Genomic DNA, 20,943 nt, shown 5'->3' with positions numbered 1-20,943 from the left:
AGGCGTCGCTGCAGAAACAGGGAAGCTTCGCCAGGGTGCTGTCACCCGGCGAAGTCTTCCTGCTGACGATCTCGGCGCTGTCCCCGGTGTTCTCGGTCTTCATCGGTGGCAATGTTATCCTGCATCTGGCCGGAACCGGTGCTGCCATCGGCTTCATCGCCGGCGGCCTGATCGCCGCGACCCTTGCGCTGCTGTTTGCCGAGCTTTCGGCAAATTATCCGGGTGCAGGCGGGGTCTATCCCGCGCTCAATGCGATCCTGGGCCCGCGCTGGACTTACCCGTTTGTCATCCTGCGCACCGTGATCATGTTCCCGCTGCTGGCCTTCGGAGCAGTCGGCGCGGGGCCTTACATCCGGCTGTTTCTGCCTTGGCTTTCACCTGACGCTGCGGCACTGGGTTTGCTCGTCTTTGCCGCGCTCATCGCCTCATCGCAGATCCGGCGCGGGGCCCAGGTCATCGCGATCTTTCTGGTGATCGAGATGACCGCGCTGGCGGTTCTTGCCGGCTCGGCGCTCATCCACTTCAAGGCTGGCAATATCGGCCTCGTGCTGAACCCGGTCATGGTCGCCGGGCACGAAAGCCTTGCCGCGACGCCGCCCGTAACCATGGCGCTGGCGGTGGTGACGGGCGCCCTCATGGCCGCCGGTGCCGACTGGGCGACCTTTTTTGCCGAAGACATGCATGATGCGAAGCGCCGCATGGGCCCGGTCGTCGCGTTTACCGGCTTGGTCGCCGCGCTGCTCATCGCAGTGCCAACGGTGCTCATGATCCTGGCCATGGACGACGTGCCCGCGACGCTGGGCGCCGAAGCACCCATGGCGCATTTCCTCGAACGTTCGACCGGCCCTGTCGTCAGCGCGCTGGTTTCACTTGGCGTGATCGCGGCGATCATCAACAGCGTGATCGCGATCATGATGGCGATGTCGCGGCAATTGCACGCAATGGGGCGGGACGGCGTGTTCATCGCGCCGGTCAATCGACTGCTGCGCGTGATCAACCCCCGCACCAACGCACCCACCGGTGCCTTGATCCTGCTGGTTCTTGTCGGAGGTCTTTGCACGTTCCTCGGCGAGCGCCAGCTTGTGATCCTGACCAGCGGCAATTTCTCGGAATGCCTGCTGCTCGGCCTTGCGGTGCTGGCCGGGCGCCAGGCGGGCGTGCTGAGCGATCATTTCCGCATTCCCCTCTATCCGGTTGTGCCGGCCGTGGGTTTGCTGTTCAGCGTCTCGATCATCGCCGCCGGCCTTGCCGATGCGGAAGCCGGACGGTTCTCGGTATCCTTGCTCGTTTCTGTTTTTGTCGCGGCTTTTCTCTGGCATGAATGGGCGCGCCGAACAGGCCGGGGCACCGTCCGCCTCACGGGGAGCGATCTGGAATGATTCTTCGCGCCAGTACCGCCACGCTTGCCGCCCTTGCTGTTGTTCTCGCCGGCTGCACCCCTGCAAAGCTCGCCGAGGGCCGGGTTCGCTCGGCGCTGATGGATGCCGGCCTATCGCAGCCCAACGCCGCCTGCATGGCCGAGCGGATGACCGACCGGCTCACGCTCGGCCAGCTGCGCAAGCTGCAGGCGCTGCAAAGCCCGAAGCGCTCGATTGCGGACTACGTGATGACCGTGCGCCGGGTGGGTGATCGGGAGCTGATCGAAGTGACCGTCGGTTCGGCGTTGCTGTGTGCCGCTGGTCTGGCGCCCGAGCGGAAGCCGGGCTAGGGCGCATCAATCGCCGAGCCTTGAGGTCCTTTTCGAAAATGCAGGTCAAGTCGTGACGGAGCGCGCACCATGGGCCTGCGATCCCGAACGCTCGCGAGGGCGCGAATTCACGCTTGCCGGAGAAACGGTGCGGGGCCCTCGCAGCGTGTTTCAGCGCGACCGCGACCGGATCATCCACTCGATCGCCTTCCGCCGCCTGCGCCACAAGACGCAGGTTTTCATCGCGCCCGATGGCGATCACTACCGCGTGCGCCTGACCCACAGCCTCGAAGTCGCGCAGATCGGCCGCGTCATCGCCCGCGCGCTGGGGCTCGATGAGGATCTCACAGAAGCGCTCTGCCTTGCGCACGATATCGGCCATCCGCCCTTCGGCCATGCCGGTGAGGATGCGCTGGAAGAGGCGATGGCGGGGTACGGCGGCTTCGATCACAACGCCAACACCCTGCGCGTGCTGATGCGCCTCGAAAGTCCCTATCCGCGCCATGATGGCCTCAACCTCACGTGGGAGCTGCTCGAAGGCCTCGCCAAGCACAATGGCCCGGTCTACCAGCCGACCTGGGCGCTGGCCGAGCTCGACGCCGCATTCCCGCTCGATCTGGCGCAGCATGCCTCGCTCGAAGCGCAAGTCGCCGCGATTTCCGACGACATTGCCTACGATAACCACGATATCGATGATGGCCTGCGCGCCGGGTTCCTGACGCTCGATACCCTGCTCACGCTGCCTTCGCTGGAAGCGCAGTGGCGCGATATCGAGGCACGCTTCCCCGGCGCCCCGCGAGACCGCCTGCTGCGCGAACTGGTGCGCGGGCAGATCGGCCGCATGGTCAATGACGTGATCGGCGAGACGCAGCGGCGGCTCGAGGAAAGCGGCGCCCGGACCTGCGACGAAGTGCGCGCGGCGGGTCGCACCCTGGCGGGTTTCTCGCCCGCAATGGCCGCGGAAGAGCGCACTCTGAAGGCCTTCATGTACAAATCGCTCTATCTGCACCCCGAGCAGGTCGGCACGGCCGACCGCGCCCGCGCGGTCATCGCGCGCCTCTTCGCGACCTATCGCACCGCGCCGGAAAACCTGCCCGAAAGCTGGCGAGAGAGCTTGCCGGAGACTGAACCTGCGCGCAGCCGCCATATCGCCGACTTCATGGCCGGGATGAGCGACAAGTATGCGATGGACGCCTATGCCAAGCTGTTCGGCGAGCGACCCGAAGGCCTCAGCAACGTCTGATCATCATTTGCAGCGATGGCTACCATCCCATCTGTCCCGACGGACCGAGCGGGTATCGCCGCCACAAGAGATGGAAAAATTCACCTTGCGCACCATCGGTCTTGTCCCTTTAATCGCGTGGTTAAGTCGCGGAGCTCCCCGCCGTCGGTGCGACCCCCCCCATGGGCTGAGGGAACGCACACGGCGGGAGGCCCGAAACCAGCGACAGCAGGACGAGGGTGACCAAATGCGCGAGACAGCAGGCTTCGAGACGTTCGATGCGTTCTTCCGGCACTGGGCCGAGCAAAGGCCCGATGCGGTGTCGCACGAGCAGGATGGCCGCATCACGACTTACGCGGAGCTTGACGTGTTCTCGCGCCGCTTCGCCGCCTTTCTTGCGGCGAAAGGCGTGGTGAAGGGGGACCGCGTCGCCTGGATCGGCAAGAACTGCGATCTCTACTTCCAGATGCTGCTGACGTGCGGACGCATCGGCGTGGTGATGGTGCCGATCGGGTGGCGGCTCGCCCCCGGCGAAATGGCCTATATCCTTGAGGATACGCGGGCCAAGCTGGTGTTCGCGGGCGCGGGGTTCGAGGCCGTGTCGCACGACCTCGCCGCCGCCGCGCCGCAGAAGCCCGCTGTGATCGAGGAGGGCGAGGCCCGCGCCGCGATTCCCACGTTCCCGGCCGACCCGCTTGTCGCCGCCGAACCGGAAGCGGCCTTCCTCCAGCTCTACACCTCCGGCACGACCGGCAGGCCCAAGGGTGCCGTCCTGTGCCAGCGCAATTTCATGGGCCTGCGTGCGCCGGCACTCGATGCCGGGCTGCCCTGGGCGGAATGGACGGAAGATGATGCCATTCTGGTATGCATGCCCTGCGCCCATATTGGCGGGACGGGCCTTGGCACCATGGCCTTCTGCGGCGGTGCGCGCGCGATCATCCAGGCCGAATTCACTGCCGAGGGCGCACTGACGGCGATCGGGCAGGGGATCACCCGCTTCTTCATCGTGCCCGCGGCGCTGCAGATGCTGATCCAGCATCCGCTCGCCAAATCGACCGATTTTTCCAAGCTGCGCTACGTGCTCTATGGCGCCGCCCCGATCCCGCTCGAACTGCTGCGCGAGGCGGTCACCACGATTCCCAATGCCGATTTCATGCAGATGTACGGGATGACCGAGACGACCGGCACCATCGCGGTGCTGCCGCCGTGGGATCACGATCTGGCGGGCAACGAGCGGATGCGCTCAGCGGGCAAGGCCTGCCCGGGGGTGGAAATCCGCATATGTGATGCCGCCGGAAATGAGGTGCCGCGCCGCACCGTCGGCGAGATCCAGATCCGCTCCCCCGCCAACATGCTGCATTACTGGCAGCTGCCCGAAGCGACCGCGAAGACGATGACCGCCGATGGCTGGATCTGCACCGGCGATGCCGCCTACATGGACGAGGACGGCTATGTCTTCATTCAGGACCGCATCAAGGACATGATCATTTCGGGCGGCGAGAACGTCTATCCTGCCGAGGTCGAAAGCGCGATCTATGGCCATCCGCAGGTTGCCGAAGTCGCGGTGATCGGCGTGCCCGATGCACGCTGGGGTGAGGCGGTCAAGGCTTGCGTCGTCCCGCGCGAGGGCTGCGAGGTGGACGAGGCCAGCGTCATCGCCTGGGCGCGCGAGCGGATCGCCGGGTTCAAGGTGCCCAAGTCGGTCGATGTGATCCCGGCGCTGCCGCGCAATCCTTCGGGCAAGATCCTGCGACGCAATCTGCGCGAGCCTTACTGGGAAGGCATGGACCGGCAGGTGAACTAGAGCTAGGCGGCCGGCGACCGCTCGCCGGCGCGGCTGCCGCGCACCTGCTCGCGCCAGGCGATGATCAGGCCTGCCGCGATGATCGCCGGGGCGCCGATCCATGTCTGCGCCCCGGGCACATGGGCGAAGAACAGCCAGCCCCACAGCGTCGCCCAGCCGAACTGCGAGTAATCCATCACGATCACGCTGGAAACACTGCCGTAGCGCAGGGCCGCCGTCATCAGCAGTTGGGCGGCAAGGCCGGTCGCGCCGATGCCGAGCAGCATGGCCCAGCCTGCAAGATCATGGTGCGGCACACCGATGCGCAGGAACACCAGAGCAAAGGCAGGTGTACAAAACGCCGAGAACCAGAACACCACGCTCACCGGCTCCTCTGTGCGGCCAAGATCGCGCAGCTGGATCGAGATGAGCGCGACCATGAAAGCCGCACCGATGCCGGTGGCAAGGCCAAGGAGCGGAATATGCGCGCGGTCCGGCCCCGCGATGATGACCACGCCGGCAAGGCCGAGGATGACTGCCGTCCAGCGCCACGGACCGACTTTCTCGCCCAGCAGCAAGACCGCAAGCAGCACCGCAAAAATGGGTGAGGTGAAGCCGAGTACGGTTGCTTCGGCCAGCGGAATGATCTGGACGACACCCAGCGTGAGGAACATGCCCAACCCGCCAATCAGCGCGCGGCGGGCGTGGATCCAGGGGCGTCTGGTAGCAAGGCGGCTGAGCTGACCGCGTGCTGCGAGCCAGCCGAACAGCGCAAGGCCGGGGAGGAGCTGGCGCCAGAACAGCGTTTCCGGCAGCCAGATTCCGTGTTCGCCGGTGAGCTTGACCAGCAGCAACATGACCGAGATGACCGCCATCGCCAGCAGGCGCAGGGCAAGCGCATAGATCGGACGTTGTGTGGGCGGCATGGCCCCGCCCATAAGGCAGGGGCCACGCGGATCAAGCAATTAGGTTAGAGGCAGGCTTCCAGATAGGCCTGGTCGAAGCCGAACATGCGCGCCTTTTCGAGCGTGTAGGGGCGCAGGCCCGAGGGGCGGAATTCGCCGATGATCTTGCCGTCCTCGTTCTCGTCGAGATACTCGAACTTGAACAGCTCCTGCGTCACGATCACATCGCCCTCCATCCCGATCACCTCGGTGATGTTGGTGGTGCGGCGCGAACCGTCGCGCAGGCGCTTCACCTGCACGATGAGGTCCACCGATTCCGCGATCTGGCGGCTGATGGCTTCCTTGGGGATCTTGATGTCGCCCATCAGGATCATGTTTTCCATACGGCCAAGGCATTCGCGCGGGCTGTTGGCGTGAAGCGTACACATCGAACCATCGTGACCGGTGTTCATGGCCGCCAGCAGGTCGAAGCACTCCGCGCCGCGAATTTCGCCCAGAATGATGCGGTCAGGACGCATACGCAGGGCGTTCTTCACAAGGTCGCCGATGGTGATCGCGCCCTGGCCTTCAAGGTTCGGCGGACGCGTTTCGAGCGGCAGCCAGTGCGGCTGCTGCAGGCGAAGTTCGGCGGCGTCTTCGATCGTCAGCACGCGCTCGCCCGGATCGATCATCTTCGAAAGGGCGTTGAGCATGGTCGTCTTACCCGAACCCGTACCGCCCGAGATGACGATGTTCATGCGGCAGGCGCCCGCGATCTTGAGCGCGGTGCACATCTTGTCCGACATCGAACCGAAATCGCGCAGCATGTCGAGCGTGATCGGCTTCTCGGAAAACTTACGAATCGAGATGGCGGTGCCGCGCAGGCTCAGCGGCGGCACGATGACGTTGACGCGGCTGCCGTCCTTGAGGCGGGCGTCGGCGAGCGGCGTGGTCTGGTCGACGCGGCGGCCGACCTGGTTCACGATGCGCTGGGCGATCTGGAACAAGTGGCTTTCATCGCGGAACCGGATCGGCGCAATGACCAGACGGCCCTTCTTTTCGATGTAGGTCTGCTCGGGGCCGTTGACCATGATATCGGAGATTTCAGGGTCGTTGAGCAGTTCCTCGAGCGGACCGAAACCGAGCAGTTCGTCGATCAGCACCTTTTCCAGCGCGAACTGTTCGCGCCGGTTGAGCGTGACCTTCAATTCGGCCAGCACTTCCATGATGATCGGGCGGAATTCCTCGGAAAGCTCTTCCTTGGTCAGCGTCGCCGCCGCTTCGGGATCGACGCGTTCGAGCAGGCGCGGGAGCACCTGTTCCTTGATCTTGTGAACTGAGGCTTCGAAGCCTTCCGCCTGATAGTTGGGTTCGTTGACCCCGTTGATGCGGTCGGCCAGACGCGTCATCGCATCCGACTTGTCCTTCGCGCCGTTATCAGCAGCATCCATGTTCGGCAGCGGTGGAAACTGTTCGCCCCCCATCGGCACCGGGATGGGTGCAGCCGAACCCTCGCCCGCTTTCATCGGACGTGCCACGCCGAACGACGGGCGCATGGCAGTGCTGCCCCCGCTGACTCCGGACTTGCGGCCAAATGCGCTCATGCAGATTTCCCTGTTCTCGTCACGGAAGGATTGCACCAGCAATGGTCAGCACGATCTTCCGATGCGTGGTGAATACCGCCGAAACCTTCAGGATTTCCTAAACACATCCCGATTTCGCACAGAGGCTGTTTCTGTCGTATCGGGGGATTGCCCATTCCGGCGCCCAATCGGCCGGAGAACCGGGCCTGGCCGGGTCCGCCACGGGAAGTTCAGGCCGTCCTCCCCGTTCCCGTAACGGCACAATCGCGCGTTGCTTCGGGATGAATCGTCTCACCCGGTGCCTTGTGCAAGCGGCCCGAGCTGGCTTGATCAGCGAATGGCGCTCAGCTTCCGACGAGGTGGTATTGCGCGCCGAGCGGCAGCCAGCCGAGCCAGCGCTCCAGCGGGCGCAGCACGGCGAGCGCCGGGGGGAAGAACAGGCAGAACTTGCTGCCCGTCCGCACAAAGCCGCCGGCCACCAGCCGCCGCCGCATCTCGCGCGCGCCGATCAGCACCGCATCCCGGTCGAATTCGCAGCGCGCGACGGCAAGCCGGGTGAGGGGGTTGAGCGGGTTGTGCTCGAACAGCACGAACATGCCATCGGGCCTCAGCACGCGGCGCAGTTCAGCCAGCAGCGCAACATGGTGCTCGGCCGGAATATGATGGAACACGCAGGCGGTGAAGATGCAGTCGAGGCTGGCGTCCGGCAGCGGAATCTTGAGCCCGTCATAGGCCAGGGTGCGCACATTCGGGATTGCCTGCGCGTCGACGAGATCGAGGCTGGCGCGCGAGACATCGAGTGCGATGATTTCCGCCTCGGGAAACGCTGCCTGCATGGGCACGAGCGCGTTGCCGATCCCGGCGCCGAAATCCATGATGGTCCGCGGGCTGCGGCCCTTCTCGCGCCAGAGCTGCTGGACGTATTCGATCTTGTAGCTGGCGAAATAATCCAGCGCGTCCTCCGAAACGCCCGTCGAATGGGCGTGCTGCGCGCGGTAATCTTGCGCGACCCGGTCGAACTCGGCGTCGGCCTGCAGCGGCATGGTTTCACCCATGAACTCGCTCCCTGATGCTATCGTGAAGCTGGTGCACCGCATGGCCGCGCGCGCCGCGCGACCCGTGCACTTCGTCGATGATATAGAGCGGGCGGCGCTTGGCTTCCATGTACATGCGGCCGAGATATTCGCCCATGATGCCGAGGATCATCAGCTGGGTGGAGCCAAGCACGAGGATGATCGCCAGCGTCGAGGTCCAGCCGCTGATCGCATGGCCGGTGATCCACGCGCCCAGCACGTAGGCCAGCATCAGCATCGCGCCGAGCCCGGCGCAGACACCCATCCACGAGGCGATCCGCAAGGGGGCGACCGAGAAGCTGGTGATCGCGTCGATCGCGAAGGAAATCATCTTGTGCAGCGGATACTTGGTCTCACCCGCAAAGCGCGCATCGCGGTCATAGGGCAGGGCGACCTGCTTGAAGCCGACCCAGCTGACCATGCCGCGCACGAAGCGGTAGCGCTCGGGCATGGCTTGCAGTACATTGAGCACACGGCGCGTCATCAGGCGGAAATCGCCCGTATCGCGGGGGATATCGACATCGACCATGCGGTCGAGCATGCGGTAGAATGCCGCGGCGGTGACGCGCTTGAACGCCGTCTCACCATCACGCTTGCGGCGCTGGCCGTAGACAACATCGTTGCCAGCGCGGATCAGTTCGAGCATCGGGCCGATCAGTTCGGGCGGATCCTGCAGGTCTGCGTCGAGAATGAAGATGAGTTCGCCCGCCGCCTGTGCGAGACCGGCTGTCAGCGCGAGCTGGTGCCCGTGGTTGCGCGCGAGATTGACGCAAAGCACGCGCGGATCGGCATCCGACAGCGCAACCATGCCCGCCCAGGTCGCATCGCGCGAGCCATCGTTGACAAGGACGATCTCGAAATCCTGCGCGAAGATGGGTTCGATCGCGGCCACCAGCCGCCGGTGCAGTTCCCGCAGCCCCTCGGCCTCGTTGTAGCAGGGCACGACAACGGAAAGCGCAGGGACCAGCGCAGGGGGAGGGGCTGACCCATGCAGCGCGGCCGCGGTATCCCGCCCGGGCTGATCCACCATCAATCTGTCTCCTGCAATGCGCCAGAGCTTACGCAAAGCTTGGTAAACAAGCTGTAAAGAAGCCTTAACGACCCTTTGATGCAACCCCATGGCACCGATTGTGGAACATGACCAGTATGGAGGGTTGCAGAAGGGCCTGACTCCCGCAATGAGGCGGGATGACGGAGGGGCCCTTGCGCAATCAGACAAGAGACGGACTGCTGCTGGCTCTGGGCGGGTTTGCGCTGCTTTCCACCGGCGATACGCTGGTCAAGTCGATGGCAGGGCTCTGGCCGGGTCCGGCCATTGCTGCGCTGCGCTACATCATCGGTACCATCGGCCTTGGCACGATCCTGCTCTGGCGCGAAGGCTGGGCGGGCTTTCGCATGGAGCGCCTTGGCTGGCATGCGGTGCGGGGGTTCGGCGTCGCGATTTCGGCGATATCGTTCTTCACTGCCGTGCAGATCATGCCGATTGCCGAGGCAACGGCAATCTCGTTTACGAGCCCGATGATGACAGCGCTGCTTGCCTCCGTGCTGATCGGCGAGCCGATGCGGCGTGAAACATGGGTCGCAAGCCTTGTGGCGTTTGCTGGCGTGCTTATCGTGCTAAGGCCCAATTTCGCGGTAATCGGGGTGGCCGCCATGCTGCCGGTCATTGCTGCGATAGGCATGTCGCTTCTGATTATTGGCAATCGCGCGGTGCTGGGGCGGGGTTCGGCGCTGTCGATGCAAGTGAATGTCGCGATTTTCGCCACGCTGTTCCTGCTCGGGTTCACGCTGATCGGCCATGTCAGCGGTTTTGCCGCCCTGCATGTCGGCACTCCGCCGTGGAGTGTGGTTGGAAAAAGCGCGATGATCGCGGTGACGGGCAGCACAGCTCATGCGTTGATGTACATGGCAACTTCGCGCGCTGGCGCTGCGACAGTGGCGCCGATGACCTATTTTCAGCTGATCATGGCCGGCTTTTATGGCTGGTTGCTGTTCCGCGAAACGCCTGATGCTACGGCCTTGCTGGGGGCGGCGATCATTGTCGGTGCCGGGTTCTATCTGTGGCGCGCGGGGCGGATCACCGACGAGCCGCAAGGCACCGAATAGCAATGCCTGAAGCCTGCTGGCTCTGCGACAGGCCGCTCGGGCGCAAGGTGGAATGGCACCATCCCGTGCCCAAGAGCCGGGGCGGGCGCGAGACGGTGGCGGTTCATCCGATCTGTCACCGCACGCTGCATGCGCAGTTCAGCAATGGCGAGCTGGCGCGGATCGGCGCCGATGTGGCGGCCTTGCGGGCGGATCCGGTGATTGCGAAGTTCGTTGGCTGGATCGCGAGCAAACCGCCCGACTTCCACGCACCGACAGCGCGGCGGCGTTAGAGCAGGTCGAGCAGCGGCTTGAGGCTGTCGAGCAGCACCGCCGGCCGGTCGCGCTCGGGCAGTTCGGCGCCTTTGGTCATGACGCCCGTCGCCATGCCCACTGACAGCGCGCCAACTGCGTTTGCCATGCGCATTTCGAGCGCCGGGTCATCGCCCACCACGACCATCTGCTTCGCCGCGCTGCGGGGCAGCCCCATCAGCAGCCGCGCCGTATCGAACGCGACGCGCGAGGGTTTGCCGAGAATGCGCGGACGCTTGCCGGTCATCGCCGTCAGCATGGCATTGATCGGATAGCTTGCGCCAATCGCGCGTCCAGCGGCGGTGGCGAAGAACGGGACGTTGCTGGCGGTGAGCAGCCTGGCGCCCTTCCACAAGGAATCGCAGGCGGCTTCCAGCGCCGGAAAATCGAACTCGCGGAACCAGCCGGTGTAGACCGCCTCGACGCCCTCTGCCGCCACGTCCGGTCCCACCACATCGAGCCCCGCATCATCGAGCGGCGCGCGGCAGCCCGCATTGCCCAGCACGCGCACTTTGCCCACGCCGGTGCGCTTGAGCCAGTCGGCGGTCGATGAGGAGGGCGTCAGCATCTGCCCGTCCTCAACCGCAAACCCAGCCTTGCGCAGCGACGCCGCATAAGCCGCGGGCGGCTTGGCCGTGCCATTGGTGAAGACGACATAGGGCGTGCCGCGCGCCTTCAGCGCGTCCAGCAGCCCGATGGCATGTGGGAGGGCATTGTGGCCTCCGCTCTGCGCATCGCCCAGGGCAATCGTGCCGTCCATGTCGAAGATGTAGCCGGCGGCGTCCTTCAGCCGTGCGGCATGCTCGGGGGAAATCGTCACAGGCTGGCTCCGGCGTGAAGGGCAAGGCGGAACGCACCGCGCTCGATGACAAGGTCGCGCGCGATTGGCTTTGCCGCCAGCTGGCGCAATAGCGCGATTACCGGCGCGGCCTCGGGCGTGTAGGTGGCGCGCGATGGCCCGGCGGCCAGCATCGCATCGACCTGCTCGGGCGGCATGACCGCGCGCAGCAGGAATTCCTCGTCGGGCATGGCATGGCCGAACTGGCGCCTGAGATCGCCGAGCGCGGGGAAAGTGGGCTCGTTCTCCAGTTCGCGCGCGCGGGGCCGGTCCATGATCGCCCCCAGCACGCCCTTGTCGATGGGCGAAGTCGGCTTGCCGAACTTGCCGAGGCAGTAGCGGATCACCTGATCGGAGACTTGCGCATAACGGCGATCCCCGATCACATTGAATAGCGCCTGGCTCATGACCATCTGCGGGAAGGGCGTGACCATAATCGGATAGCCGAGCTCGGCGCGGACCTGCTCGGTCTCGGCGATGACAGCGGGCAAGCGGTCGGAGAGGCCAAGTTCGGCAAGCTGGCGCGCGGTTGTCGTCATCACGCCGCCGGCGATCTGGTGGCGCAGGAAGCTTGCATCGAAGTTCTGCGGCTGTCCGAACGGCAGGTTTTCCGCAAGCGCCAGCCGGTTCCAGTAGGATGTCAGCTTCGCCAGCGCCGCGCGGTCGATCTCGACGGTATGGCCCGCTTCTTCGAGATTGGCGAGCATGCGGTTGGCCTCGGGCAGCGAAGACCCATCACCCGCCGCGCCGATGCCGACATGGATTGCCGAAATGCCCAGCCTCGCCGCCTCGAGGCTGGAGAGCATGCCCTGACCAATCGTGGTGTGGGCGTGGATCTCGAGCGGACGATTGCCGATCACAGCCTTCACCGCCGGCACCAGCGTACGCACCCGGTCGAGCGAGAGGAGGCCCGAGGGGTCCTTGATGTAGAAAAGGTCGATATCGGGGCTCTCGCCGACGGCGCGGGCGAAATCGGCATAGAACTGGTCGGTGTGGAACTCGGAGAGGGTGAAGGTGAGGGCGCACATCACTTCGGCGCTGCCTTCTTCCTTCACCAGGCGCGCCGCCTCGATCACCGCGGGCACTTCATGCATCGGATCGAGCAGCACGAAACGACCGACGCCGTTCACCTGAAGCGCGCGGTAGACGAGCCGCATGAACTCCGGGTCCGCCTGCTGCCAGGCGATGAAGCGCAGGCCGGTGGTGATGAACTGTAGCGGCGTGGTGGGCATCGCCGATGCCATGCGCCGCAGCCGTTCCCACGGATTGTTGCGGAAGTAGCGGACCGCGACGGCCATGTGGCTCGACGAGGTAAAGTCAATGGCGCGAAAGCCGCAGGCCTCGGTGAGCGCGGCGGCCTGCAGCATATGCGCAGTGTTGAGCCCGGTGGCGCCCCACAGGCTCTGGTTGCCATCGCGCATGGTCACGTCGACCAGCTTTAGCGTTGTCATGATGCGAGCCCCGTCAGGAAACCGGTGTCAACTCCGCCTGCGGCAAAGCGCGGATCGGCAGCGATGCGGGCGTGGAGCCCGGCGGTGGTCGGCACGCCTTCTATCCGGATGCTGGCAAGCGCCGACTGGAGGCGTGCGACGGCTTCCTCGCGGGTCGCGCCGTGGACAATCAGCTTGCCGAGCAGTGAATCGTAGAAAGGCGGGACTTCGCCGCCCGCCGCGATGTGAGTATCGACGCGAATGCCGCGGCCTGCGGGCCAGGCCGCGCGGGCCACGCGGCCGGGCGCGGGGCAGAAATCGGCGTCCGGGTCTTCGGCATTGATGCGCACTTCGATGGCATGGCCGACCGGGCGGACCATGGCCTGCGTGAGGGTAAGAGATTTGCCCGCCGCAACGAGCAATTGCTGCTCGACCAGATCGACCCCGGTAATTGCCTCGGTCACAGGATGCTCGACCTGAATGCGCGCATTGAGCTCGAGGAAGTAGAACGAGAAGTCGGTCGCATCGACAAGGAACTCGGCCGTTCCCGCACCGCGATAGCCGATATGCTGCGCGAGGCGGACCGCAGCATTCTCGATTCCCGCGCGAGCCTCTGCCGGCATGGCCGGGGCAGGGGCCTCCTCGACCAGCTTCTGGAACCTGCGCTGGATCGAGCAATCACGCGTGCCGAGGTGGATGGCGGCCTTGCCATCGCCGAGGAGCTGCACTTCGACATGCCGCCCCTTGGCGACGAAGCGCTCGACATAGACGGCGCTGTTGCCAAAGGCAGCCTGCGCCTCGGCCTGCGCCATATCGAGCACGGTATCGAGGTCCTCGGCGCGGTCGACCCGGCGCATGCCTTTGCCGCCGCCGCCTGCGACAGCTTTCAGCAGCAGCGGATAACCGATCTCGGCGGCGCGGGCATGGACCGCCCCGCGCGTTGCAGCTTCGCCGCCGGGGAGGACCGGCAAGCCCGCCTCAAGCGCCAGCGCGCGCGCGGCAAGCTTGTCACCCATGCCTTCGAGCGTCTTGATATCAGGGCCGACAAAGCGGATCCCCGCATCCGCCACAGCCCGTGCGAAGGCAGCATTTTCGGAAAGGAAGCCGTAGCCCGGATGCACCGCGTCGCACTTGGCCGAAACCATCGCCGCGACGACCTTGTCGATGTCGAGGTAGCTCTGCGAGGATGGCCCGGGGCCGAGCAGCACGGTCTCGTCGGCCATCAGCGCGGGTAGCGAGGCGGCATCGGCGCTGGAAACACCCAGCACGGTGGTGATCCCCATCGCCTTGGCCGTGCGGATCACTCGCAGCGCGATCTCGCCGCGATTGGCAATGAACAGTCGGCGGATCATGGTTCTGGCCTTTGCGCTCAGGCCAGCCGGATCAGGGGCTGGCCCTTGGCGACCATCGTCGCATTGGGCACGATCACTTCGGCTACCGTGCCGGCGCGCCCGGCGTGCACCGGGTTCATCAGCTTCATCGTCTCGACAATGCCGACGACCGTTTCCGGCCCGACTGCATCGCCCACCGCGACGAACGGCGGGGCACCGGGCTGCGGCGCGTGATAGAAGGTGCCGGGAAGTGGCGCAGCAATCGTATCGGGATCGGCCGCGTGCTCGGCCTCGGCGACTGCCGCTTCAGGACCGCTCCCCGCCCACTGCCATTCCTGAGTCAGGCCCGCTTCGGCCCCGTCGCCTCGTGCGAGCCGCAGGCGGAACCGCCTCGTCGAAAGGTCCAGCTCGCGATAGGGCGAGGCCTCGATGATCGCCGCGATTTCGGCGATATCCTCCGCGGTAAGGGGTAGGTCCTCGTTCATGCTCGGCCCTCATGCCCATTGGCCAGCATCTCGCGCGCGGCGGCGATGATCGCGTCGGAGAAGGCGGTCTCGTTGAAGTGGGCGTCGATTGCGGTCACCGGCACTTCTGCGGGCATCACGGCCCGCAGATACTCGGCAAAGGGCGGCGGCACGCTCGGGTCCATCAGGTGGCCGGCCGGGCTGTCGTGGTTGGAAAAGCCGTGGAGCGGGGTGAACACGCGCACCGGCCCCTTGGCGTCGCGCACATTGGCAGCGAGGTGATCGGCGAGCTTCTTGAGGTCCTCGAAGGTCGTGCGCACTGCGGTCAACTGCGGGTTGTGCTCGTGATACCGCCGTCCGGGGAACTGCACGCGCGCGACGTCGATCGGCCCGCCAATAATGAAGTCCGCATTGCCCGGCGCGAGGATCGTCGGAATGCCCTTGAGCAGCGCCGCGCGGCCCCGGTCCGGCCCGGTATCGGCGAGGCCGCCGAAGATGTGGTCAATGATCTCGGTCTGCGAAAGATCGAGCACCAGCGCGACATCCTTGCCTGCCGCAAGGCCATCGAGCGTCGGCCCGCCCGCGCCCGAGGAGTGGAACACCATGACCTCGCAGCCATCGTTTTCCAGCGCCTCGCGGATGCGCTTGACGCTCGCCTCGGTGGTGCCGAGCGTGGTGATCAGCACCAGCGGCCTTTCCGCCGCCGCCTTGGGATCATAGCCCCTGGCCATGCCGGCGACGGCGTTGGCGGCATTGCGGAACACATCGCGGCTGATCGAATTGAGCCCGGAAATGTCGGTCACCGCGTTCATCATCGCGATGTCCTGCACGCCCATATAGGGCTTGGTGAAACCGGAGGCCATCGTCGAGACGATCATGCGCGGCAGGCCATAAGGGAAGCTCTGCATGAGCGCGCCGGCGAGCGCCGAGCCCATCGAGCCGCCGACGGCGAGAATGCCGGAGATCGGATCCTTGGCGTTCCATGCGTGCGCCGCAGCGATCGAACCGCGGATCATCGCGTCCTGGCACTTGCCTTCATGGCCCAGCGCGCGGACGTCCTCGATGGTCATGCCGGCTGCTGCCGCCACGTCCTCGGGCGAAATCTCGGCCCCGCCGACGGTGCGACGTACGCTCGGATCGAGATGCACGACGCGCACGCCTGCCGCTTCCAGCACGGTGCGGACAAAGCGCGATTCCTCTTCCTTGGTATCCTGCGTCACGATGAGCATGACGCTCGGCAGCGATGTGTCGGCCATGGCTATCCCTTGTCTCCCTGCCCCAAGAGTGCGTCATCGCGGTTGACTTTGCACCACGGTATGCGAAGTGCGCGTTGCATATGGTGAAACACGCTGACGGAGCCGGTGGGCACCCGGCAGCGCAGAAAGCACCGGGAAGAGGCGATGCTGGAACGCAAGGTAAAGACAGTGCGCGCGCTTGAACGCGGGCTCGATGTGCTGATCGAAGTGCAGGCGCGCCGCGCTGCCAGCCTGCACGAACTCCATCAGGCGCTGAGGCTTCCCAAGGCGACTTTGCTGCGCATGCTGCTCACGCTCGGGCGTAAGGGGCTTATCTGGCAGCGGCTTGCCGATGGAGCCTATCTCCCGCATCTGGGCCCTGCGGCCCGCGGCACCGGCAACGCGGTCGAGCACATCGCCGAAATCGCCTCGCCCTACATGAAAGCGCTTTCCACCAAGGTGGCGTGGCCTTCGGTGCTGGGCGTCCCGCGCCTTGATCACATGGAGATTCTCGAGACCAACAGCCCGCTGTTCCGGCTCGATTCCGCCATTCTTGGTCCTGTCGGAGTGAAGCTTTCCTATATCCACACAGCCACCGGCCGTGCCTACCTCGCTGCCTGTGACGAGCAGGAGCGCGAGGCGATCATCGCACGGCTACGCCCCAAGGATGCCGCAGCGGGCAGCGAGGAAGACTTGCGCGCGATCCTCAAGGAAACCCGCGAACGCGGCTATGCCTTGCGCGAGCCGATGCACCCCTGGCCGGATCGTTCGAAGCAGCTTGTGCTGCGCGACGGGCGGCGCTCTATGGCGGTTGCGATCACGGCCAATGGCGCGCCGATTGCCACGATCAACCTGACCTGGCCGGCCAAGCGCGGGACGGATGAGGCGGTGATGCACCGCCATCTCGATGCGCTGCACCAGACAGCGCTGGCGATCGGACAGGCGGTTGCTGCGCAATCGGTCCATGCACCGATTGCGGGAAATGCCGCATGATCAGTCTTTTGCGCATCGCAGCCTGCAGCAATTGCACTATGTGAAATCAGTTTGTCTTGCTGATTAAATTGACAGCCGCCTGTGCGACTATCGCGCTCAGAACACGAGGGAGGCAAAAAGCATGCGGCAGTGGGTGATCCGGGCGGGCGCGACGTCGCTGGGCGACATGGCTCTGCGTGATGTGCCCGAGCCGCAGGCAGGCCCCGGTGAAGTTCTGGTGCGGGTGCGCGCCTGCTCGCTAAACTACCGCGACCAGATCATCCCGCTGGGCCTTTATATGGGCGGCGCCGTTGCAGTGGATACGGTCCCCTTGTCCGATGGCGCGGGTGAAGTCGTTGCAGTCGGGGCAGGGGTGACCTCGGTAAAGCCGGGCGACCGCGTCGCCGGAACTTTCTTCCAGAACTGGCTCGATGGCCCGCCGAACCCGGGCGCTGGCCCGGCACTCGGGGCGCCGCCTGCGACCGGCATGCTGCAGGACCTTGTCGTTCTGCCCGAACACGGCGTCGTGCCGCTGGCGGCAAGCCTCTCGTTCGAGGAAGCGGCCTGCCTGCCCTGCGCGGGTGTCACCGCATGGAACGCGTTGATGGAAGGGCCGCACCCGGTCCGTGCGGGCGAAAGTGTGCTGGTGCTCGGCACCGGCGGCGTTTCGCTGCTTGCGTTGCAGATCGCCAAGGCGGCCGGCGCGCAAGTGATTGCGACAAGCTCGTCCGATGAAAAGCTCGTCCGCGCCGCCGCGCTCGGCGCGGACAAGACGATCAACTACCGCGAAGTGCCGGCCTGGGGCACCGCTGCGGCTGATCTTTCCGGCGGCGGCGTTGACCATGTCGTCGAAGTCGGCGGTGCTGGCACGCTCAAGCAAAGCATCACCGCGGTCGGTTTCGGCGGCGAGATCGCGCTGATCGGCGTGCTGACCCGCGAGGGCGATACCAATCCCCATCCCCTGATGTTCAAGGGCGGCAGCATCCGCGGCATCTTCGTCGGCTCGCGCGGCATGGCGAGCCGGCTCAATGCCTTCATCGATACGCACGCCATCAAGCCGGTGATCGACCGCTCGTTCGGTATCGAACAGGCGCTGGAGGCCTATCGCTACCAGTCGTCCAGCGCGCTGTTCGGCAAGGTGGTGATTACGCTCTGACATTGGGGCCGAAAGGCCCGAACCATAATGGCCCAGCCGGACAAACGGCGGGCGCGAGGGAAGGGGTGGAGTGGGAATGGTGCAGGCTCTGGGCTTTGGACAGCGCATCGGGGGCGTGGTGCAGACCGCGTTCGTGGTGGCTGACATCCATGCCGCAATCACCCACTTCCAGCGCGACTGCGGGGCAGGGCCTTTCTTCCTGCTCGAGCACTTCCTGGGTGAGGGACAGGTCTATCGCGGCGCGCCGTCGCAGGCCGATGTCGCGATCGCGATGGGTTTTGCCGGGCACATGCAGATCGAACTGATCCAGCCGCTTGATGATCACCCGTCCGTCTACCGCGAAACCATCGAGGCGCGCGGCTACGGTTTCCACCACTTCGGCATTGCCTTCACCGATGTCGATGCGGCGCTTGCCGATTACCTTGATCGCGGCCACACCCTTGCTTTTCGCGCGCCGGTGCCCACCGGCGGCTCGGTCGCCTATCTCAAAAGCGCCGATCCCGCCGCGCCCGGTTTCCTTGAACTGATCCCCGCGACCGAGGGCATGAACACGCTGTTCACCGCGCAGTGGCAGGCCGCGCAGGATTGGGACGGCGAGACCGCGCCCGTGAGGCCGTTCCTGTGAGCGGCGCCCCGCACACGTCCAGCGTGGACGCCTCACAGCGCGCCAGCGGCGGCTATCAGGCTTGGGTTGTCGGGCTGCTCAGCCTAAACTTCGGGATCCTGTTCTTCGACCGCAACGCGCTCAATTTCCTCATGCCCTTTGTGCAGCCCGATCTGCAGCTCAGCAACACGCAGGTGGGCATGTTCAGCTCGGCGCTTTCGCTCACCTGGGCGCTGTCCGGCCTTGCGGTGGGGCGCATTTCGGACAAGCTCGGCTCGCGCAAACCCGTGGTCGTGGTCGCGACCATCGCGTTCTGCCTGTGCTCCTTCGCCTCGGGCCTTGCCTCCTCGTTCTTCATGCTGCTCGGTGCGCGCCTGCTGATGGGCGCGGCGGAGGGCGGTGTGATGCCGGTCAGCCATTCGATGATCGTCAGCGAAGTCGCACCCGAGCGGCGCGGCATGGCGATGGGCGTGGCGCAGAACCTCGGTTCGAACCTGCTCGGTTCTGGGCTTGCGCCGATTCTGCTGGTCCCGGTTGCTGCGGCTTATGGCTGGCGCGAGGGGTTCTATCTCGCCGCCGCGCCCGGCCTCCTCACCGCGCTGCTGATCTGGTTTACCTTGCGCGAACCGCCCGCCGAAGCGCACCATCTCGCGTTTGGCGAGAAGCCGACAGTACCGCTTTCCGAAGCCTTCCGCCACCGCAATGTCGTGCTCTGCGCGGTGATCTCGGTGCTGCTCGTCTCTTACCTTGTCGTCTGCTGGGCCTTCATGCCGCTCTATCTCACCAAGGAGCGCGGCTTCGCGCCCGAGACAATGGGCTGGCTGATGGCGACTCTCGGCCTTTCGGCGGGCCTCGGCAGCTTTGTCGTCCCGGCCATTTCCGATGCCATCGGGCGCCGCCCGGTGATGATCGGCTTCTCCTTTCTCGGCGTGATCCTGCCGCTCGGCGGGCTCTACTTCACCGGCTCGACCTGGGTGCTGGCGGCGATCTTCTTCTTCGGGTGGGGCCTCAATGGCCTGTTCCCGATGTTCATGGCGACGATCCCTTCGGAATCGGTCGTTCCGCGTCTCACCGCTACGCTCACCGGTGTGGTCATGGGCACCGGCGAGGTGCTGGGCGGCGTGCTCAGCCCCTTCCTTGCCGGGGCGCTGGCCGATGTCTACGGCCTCTCCGCTGCGCTGTGGCTCATGTTCGCGCTGTGCATTCTTGCCGGGTTCTGCGCGCTCGGCCTTGTCGAATCCGCCCCGCGCGTTGTCGCCCGCCGCGCGCCTCTTCCCGCCTGACCCTCACTGCCAAGGATGTGCCCGCCATGACCGCAGTGCAAAAGTTCGCCACCGATGGCATCTCACCGCCCGAACGTCTCGCGTTCTGGAACGCGCTGGTCGACAGCGTCTACAGCGGCACTTATGTGAAAAGCGCCAGCGAGGATTTCACCGGCGAGATGTGGACCTGGCAGGTCGGCGATCTGGCGATGATCCGCCCGCGCTCGACCGCCTCGTTCGTCGGCCGCGATCCGCGCTATACAGCGGACGAGCGGCTGATCCTTCATTTGCAATGCCGCGGCTCGAGCGTGCACCGCCAGAGCGGCACCGAAACCACGCTTGGTGCGGGCGATTTCATCATCGCTTCCCCGCACGAAGCCTATGCCATGGACCTTGCCGCGCACGAATTGCTGGTGGTCGAGTTTCCCCGCGCGCCCTTGGCCGAGCGGTTTCCCGGCCTTGATGATGCCTTGCGCATGCGGATGAGCGGTGCGACGCCGGGTGCACGCGTCTTCCACGATTTCCTGCTCTCGCTCTGGCGGCAGAGCCAGCAGGGGTTTGTCGATCCCGACTGGCAGGATGGGGTGAGCCAGGTGTTCTACGATCTCATTGCGCTCGCGATGCGCGGGGCGGCAAAGCCCGATGCCGCTTCGCCCGCCGCCGACAGTGCGCTGCGCCGCCGCGTTCTCGGGATCGTCGAGGCGCAGCTTGCCGATCCGGCGCTGCGCACGCTCAGCCTCGCGGCTGCCTGCGGCGCATCGGTGCGCACGATACAGAATCTGTTTGCCGGCATGGGTACGACACCCAGCGGCTATATTCTGGAGCGCCGGCTTGCCCGCGCTGCCGAGCGCCTTGGTGCAGCACCGGAGGCGAGCATAACCGAGGTGGCCTTCGAACTCGGCTTCAACGACAGCGCCTACTTTGCGCGGGCGTTTCGCCAGCGTTTTGGCGTTTCACCCCGTGAATGGCGACGGAATCAGGGCTGATTGCGCTTCAGTCCTGATGTGCCTGCGCTCCAGTCC

General features: G+C 65.5%; 20 protein-coding genes. 11 read left to right on the top strand and 9 right to left on the bottom strand.

Annotation, left to right across the window (positions count from 1 at the left end; genetic code table 11):
• The first annotated feature begins 35 nt into the window (after positions 1-35).
• The 4 genes from K5Q19_RS05375 (at position 36) to K5Q19_RS05360 (ending at position 4,713) form a co-directional block, all read left to right on the top strand.
• Positions 36-1,379: an APC family permease gene (locus K5Q19_RS05375; RefSeq protein ID WP_292941972.1), complete on the top strand. Its 1,344-nt coding sequence runs from the start codon at positions 36-38 to the stop codon at positions 1,377-1,379.
• Positions 1,376-1,708 (top strand): hypothetical protein, encoded by a 333-nt coding sequence (locus tag K5Q19_RS05370; protein ID WP_292941970.1) that lies wholly within the window; start codon positions 1,376-1,378, stop codon positions 1,706-1,708. The genes K5Q19_RS05375 and K5Q19_RS05370 overlap by 4 nt, the downstream gene beginning before the upstream one ends.
• Before the next feature lie 52 nt (positions 1,709-1,760).
• Positions 1,761-2,930, top strand: coding sequence for a deoxyguanosinetriphosphate triphosphohydrolase (locus K5Q19_RS05365; RefSeq protein WP_292941968.1), 1,170 nt, complete (start codon positions 1,761-1,763; stop codon positions 2,928-2,930).
• 226 nt (positions 2,931-3,156) lie between these two features.
• Complete coding sequence (locus K5Q19_RS05360) at positions 3,157-4,713, top strand: long-chain-fatty-acid--CoA ligase (RefSeq protein WP_292941966.1); 1,557 nt, start codon at positions 3,157-3,159, stop codon at positions 4,711-4,713.
• A gap of 2 nt (positions 4,714-4,715) precedes the next feature.
• Here K5Q19_RS05360 and K5Q19_RS05355 read toward each other — a convergent pair whose 3' ends face one another.
• The 4 genes from K5Q19_RS05355 to K5Q19_RS05340 form a co-directional block, all read right to left on the bottom strand.
• Positions 4,716-5,618, bottom strand: a complete 903-nt coding sequence (locus tag K5Q19_RS05355) for a DMT family transporter (RefSeq protein ID WP_292941964.1) — start codon at positions 5,616-5,618, stop codon at positions 4,716-4,718.
• Positions 5,619-5,662: 44 nt separating this feature from the next.
• The gene (locus K5Q19_RS05350) at positions 5,663-7,180 is read right to left on the bottom strand and encodes a CpaF family protein (RefSeq protein ID WP_292941962.1); all 1,518 of its coding nucleotides are present in this window, start codon (positions 7,178-7,180) and stop codon (positions 5,663-5,665) included.
• A gap of 323 nt (positions 7,181-7,503) precedes the next feature.
• Positions 7,504-8,214 carry a class I SAM-dependent methyltransferase gene (locus K5Q19_RS05345; protein WP_292941960.1) on the bottom strand — a complete coding sequence of 237 codons (711 nt, stop codon included), beginning with the start codon at positions 8,212-8,214 and terminating at the stop codon, positions 7,504-7,506.
• A complete protein-coding gene (locus K5Q19_RS05340; protein WP_292941958.1) occupies positions 8,207-9,262 on the bottom strand; it encodes a glycosyltransferase family 2 protein in 1,056 nt (351 codons plus the stop codon). Before K5Q19_RS05340 ends, K5Q19_RS05345 begins: the two co-directional genes overlap by 8 nt.
• A 173-nt stretch (positions 9,263-9,435) precedes the next feature.
• Between K5Q19_RS05340 and K5Q19_RS05335 the strand changes: the two genes are divergently transcribed.
• Positions 9,436-10,338 carry a DMT family transporter gene (locus K5Q19_RS05335; protein ID WP_292941956.1) on the top strand — a complete coding sequence of 301 codons (903 nt, stop codon included), beginning with the start codon at positions 9,436-9,438 and terminating at the stop codon, positions 10,336-10,338.
• Positions 10,339-10,340: 2 nt separating this feature from the next.
• A complete protein-coding gene (locus K5Q19_RS05330) occupies positions 10,341-10,610 on the top strand; it encodes an HNH endonuclease (RefSeq protein WP_292941954.1) in 270 nt (89 codons plus the stop codon).
• Here K5Q19_RS05330 and K5Q19_RS05325 read toward each other — a convergent pair.
• From K5Q19_RS05325 to K5Q19_RS05305, 5 genes are read right to left on the bottom strand one after another with little or no spacing between them, the layout of a single operon-like run.
• Entirely contained in the window at positions 10,607-11,449 is an 843-nt protein-coding gene (locus K5Q19_RS05325) for an HAD hydrolase-like protein (RefSeq protein ID WP_292941952.1), read from the bottom strand. The genes K5Q19_RS05330 and K5Q19_RS05325 overlap by 4 nt on opposite strands.
• Entirely contained in the window at positions 11,446-12,918 is a 1,473-nt protein-coding gene (locus K5Q19_RS05320) for a biotin carboxyl carrier protein (protein ID WP_292941950.1), read from the bottom strand. The genes K5Q19_RS05325 and K5Q19_RS05320 overlap by 4 nt, the downstream gene beginning before the upstream one ends.
• Positions 12,915-14,249 carry a biotin carboxylase N-terminal domain-containing protein gene (locus K5Q19_RS05315; RefSeq protein WP_292941948.1) on the bottom strand — a complete coding sequence of 445 codons (1,335 nt, stop codon included), beginning with the start codon at positions 14,247-14,249 and terminating at the stop codon, positions 12,915-12,917. The genes K5Q19_RS05320 and K5Q19_RS05315 overlap by 4 nt, the downstream gene beginning before the upstream one ends.
• A gap of 17 nt (positions 14,250-14,266) precedes the next feature.
• Positions 14,267-14,713: a biotin/lipoyl-containing protein gene (locus K5Q19_RS05310; RefSeq protein ID WP_292941946.1), complete on the bottom strand. Its 447-nt coding sequence runs from the start codon at positions 14,711-14,713 to the stop codon at positions 14,267-14,269.
• Positions 14,710-15,948, bottom strand: a complete 1,239-nt coding sequence (locus K5Q19_RS05305) for a Tm-1-like ATP-binding domain-containing protein (protein ID WP_292941944.1) — start codon at positions 15,946-15,948, stop codon at positions 14,710-14,712. The genes K5Q19_RS05310 and K5Q19_RS05305 overlap by 4 nt, the downstream gene beginning before the upstream one ends.
• Positions 15,949-16,092: 144 nt before the next feature.
• On the opposite strand from K5Q19_RS05305, the gene K5Q19_RS05300 reads away from it, so the two are divergent.
• The 5 genes from K5Q19_RS05300 (at position 16,093) to K5Q19_RS05280 (ending at position 20,907) form a co-directional block, all read left to right on the top strand.
• Positions 16,093-16,920 (top strand): IclR family transcriptional regulator C-terminal domain-containing protein, encoded by an 828-nt coding sequence (locus tag K5Q19_RS05300; RefSeq protein WP_292941942.1) that lies wholly within the window; start codon positions 16,093-16,095, stop codon positions 16,918-16,920.
• A 121-nt stretch (positions 16,921-17,041) separates the two neighbouring features.
• The gene (locus K5Q19_RS05295; protein WP_292941940.1) at positions 17,042-18,055 is read left to right on the top strand and encodes an NAD(P)-dependent alcohol dehydrogenase; all 1,014 of its coding nucleotides are present in this window, start codon (positions 17,042-17,044) and stop codon (positions 18,053-18,055) included.
• 76 nt (positions 18,056-18,131) lie between these two features.
• Positions 18,132-18,680 carry a VOC family protein gene (locus K5Q19_RS05290; RefSeq protein WP_292941938.1) on the top strand — a complete coding sequence of 183 codons (549 nt, stop codon included), beginning with the start codon at positions 18,132-18,134 and terminating at the stop codon, positions 18,678-18,680.
• 23 nt (positions 18,681-18,703) lie between these two features.
• Entirely contained in the window at positions 18,704-19,942 is a 1,239-nt protein-coding gene (locus tag K5Q19_RS05285; RefSeq protein WP_292941936.1) for an MFS transporter, read from the top strand.
• 26 nt (positions 19,943-19,968) lie between these two features.
• The gene (locus K5Q19_RS05280; RefSeq protein WP_292941934.1) at positions 19,969-20,907 is read left to right on the top strand and encodes a helix-turn-helix domain-containing protein; all 939 of its coding nucleotides are present in this window, start codon (positions 19,969-19,971) and stop codon (positions 20,905-20,907) included.
• Positions 20,908-20,943: the final 36 nt, after the last annotated feature.

It is taken from the genome of Novosphingobium sp. (assembly GCF_019748365.1).
GTDB lineage: Bacteria > Pseudomonadota > Alphaproteobacteria > Sphingomonadales > Sphingomonadaceae > Novosphingobium.
The sequence above is the reverse complement of the archived record's forward strand: the minus strand, read 5'-3'. Positions and strand labels throughout refer to the sequence as shown.

Excerpts from the sequence above, each read along its gene's own strand:
- K5Q19_RS05345 (WP_292941960.1), bottom strand. The coding sequence starts at position 8,214 with ATGGGTGAAACCATGCCGCTGCAGGCCGACGCCGAGTTCGACCGGGTC.
- K5Q19_RS05305 (WP_292941944.1), bottom strand. The coding sequence starts at position 15,948 with ATGGCCGACACATCGCTGCCGAGCGTCATGCTCATCGTGACGCAGGAT.
- K5Q19_RS05295 (WP_292941940.1), top strand. The coding sequence starts at position 17,042 with ATGCGGCAGTGGGTGATCCGGGCGGGCGCGACGTCGCTGGGCGACATG.
- K5Q19_RS05340 (WP_292941958.1), bottom strand. The coding sequence starts at position 9,262 with ATGGTGGATCAGCCCGGGCGGGATACCGCGGCCGCGCTGCATGGGTCA.
- K5Q19_RS05280 (WP_292941934.1), top strand. The coding sequence starts at position 19,969 with ATGACCGCAGTGCAAAAGTTCGCCACCGATGGCATCTCACCGCCCGAA.
- K5Q19_RS05360 (WP_292941966.1), top strand. The coding sequence starts at position 3,157 with ATGCGCGAGACAGCAGGCTTCGAGACGTTCGATGCGTTCTTCCGGCAC.
- K5Q19_RS05290 (WP_292941938.1), top strand. The coding sequence starts at position 18,132 with ATGGTGCAGGCTCTGGGCTTTGGACAGCGCATCGGGGGCGTGGTGCAG.
- K5Q19_RS05315 (WP_292941948.1), bottom strand. The coding sequence starts at position 14,249 with ATGATCCGCCGACTGTTCATTGCCAATCGCGGCGAGATCGCGCTGCGA.
- K5Q19_RS05350 (WP_292941962.1), bottom strand. The coding sequence starts at position 7,180 with ATGAGCGCATTTGGCCGCAAGTCCGGAGTCAGCGGGGGCAGCACTGCC.
- K5Q19_RS05370 (WP_292941970.1), top strand. The coding sequence starts at position 1,376 with ATGATTCTTCGCGCCAGTACCGCCACGCTTGCCGCCCTTGCTGTTGTT.
- K5Q19_RS05355 (WP_292941964.1), bottom strand. The coding sequence starts at position 5,618 with ATGCCGCCCACACAACGTCCGATCTATGCGCTTGCCCTGCGCCTGCTG.
- K5Q19_RS05310 (WP_292941946.1), bottom strand. The coding sequence starts at position 14,713 with ATGAACGAGGACCTACCCCTTACCGCGGAGGATATCGCCGAAATCGCG.
- K5Q19_RS05320 (WP_292941950.1), bottom strand. The coding sequence starts at position 12,918 with ATGACAACGCTAAAGCTGGTCGACGTGACCATGCGCGATGGCAACCAG.
- K5Q19_RS05300 (WP_292941942.1), top strand. The coding sequence starts at position 16,093 with ATGCTGGAACGCAAGGTAAAGACAGTGCGCGCGCTTGAACGCGGGCTC.
- K5Q19_RS05330 (WP_292941954.1), top strand. The coding sequence starts at position 10,341 with ATGCCTGAAGCCTGCTGGCTCTGCGACAGGCCGCTCGGGCGCAAGGTG.